Annotated in this window: 2 protein-coding genes; both read right to left on the bottom strand. The window is 49.3% G+C overall.

All coding sequences use genetic code 11. The annotated features are described in order from the left end of the window. The coding region (locus BMZ56_RS25350) for a phage tail family protein (protein WP_143073037.1) at positions 1–670 on the bottom strand (670 nt) is incomplete at its 3' end. Continuing rightward, a complete protein-coding gene (locus tag BMZ56_RS25345) occupies positions 667–1,107 on the bottom strand; it encodes a hypothetical protein (RefSeq protein ID WP_090632649.1) in 441 nt (146 codons plus the stop codon). The genes BMZ56_RS25350 and BMZ56_RS25345, both read right to left, overlap by 4 nt. Positions 1,108–1,208 lie beyond the last annotated feature (101 nt).

The following is a 1,208-nucleotide window of genomic DNA, read 5'->3' as shown; positions in this document are numbered from 1 at the left end:
TAAATCCGTACCCTGATGGGAGATTCCGCGATGCACCTTCAACATAGAGCCTGTTGATGACCGACGTTTCCGTACGGCCGCGGGTGAGCTTATACAGCCCTTTGCCCTTGCCGAATTCAAGCGACAACCCGGTAGAAGCTTCGCGCTTTTGTAAATGTATAACTTTGCCATCCACCCAATATTCGCTTTCAAACCTGCTGGCCAGCTCTGTCAATACTGCCAAAAGCGATTGGTTCACGAATGTGAATTGCTGAGCCTCGGTATCATCCACAACACCTATCTCCCATCCACTATCCACACGGTTCGCATTCCGGACAATCAGATCAATCACGGTCGATGCCGTGCCGGTAAGGTAGACCTCGGAAACCGTCAATTCATTAGCCGCGTCGAGCCCTTTCAGCTGCCATTTAGCGAGGTCATAATAAAGCGCCTCGAACTCGATTTCATAGCCTAACCCCTGCTTTTCATTCGTGCGGCCCACGTTAGCAGACCTGTTTATCTTGTAGATCTGTCCGTAAACCTCAACCGTATCACCACGCTTGAAATCCACATGTACCGGCAACTGGAATTTATGTTCCGCCCGATCATTCTCCATGACCGAAACATCCTGCACGCCTTCTGCGTGTACAGCTGCCAATACCGTGTTTCCCCTTTTTATTTCGTAAATCATGATATCGTGAACCTTTCTGCCGGATGGTCATCGGCCAATGTGATGGATAGCTTCACGCCAATGTTGTTGTTGTTCTTGAATAGCGTTAGCTTGTCAAACCCGGACATATCCAGGTACGATACCTTATACCTACGATTGCGGCTGACCACGTCGAAATTGAATTCGCCGGTCGTCATAAGGAAATCACACAGCGAATTGTACTTTGCATGGAAATCGGATTCACTGGTTGCAACAAGCGTGCATGGAATAACCAGCGTCCGGCTTTCAAAGCGTTGTGAACCGAGATACCGCTCCGTCCCGTTTTCGTCGGCCCAACTGATCGATAAGCCGTTGTCTTTCAGTTTAGGGGCTTTCAGCAATTGAGCATCAAGACCCTTATCGAAATAAAGGCCCCATTGGGTGGCCGGGTCATATGCATTCCATCTGTAATCGCTCATCGTAATCCTGCCCCCCTCATCAGGCTGTCAGTGTTTGAAATCTTGCTGTTTAGCTGGACGATGGCCGTCTCTATATTGGCAAGACGGTCGGTATTGTCTGC

The sequence above is a fragment of the Parapedobacter indicus genome, from assembly GCF_900113765.1.
In the GTDB taxonomy this organism is placed as follows: domain Bacteria; phylum Bacteroidota; class Bacteroidia; order Sphingobacteriales; family Sphingobacteriaceae; genus Parapedobacter; species Parapedobacter indicus.
This window is presented reverse-complemented; position numbering and strand designations above follow the sequence as displayed.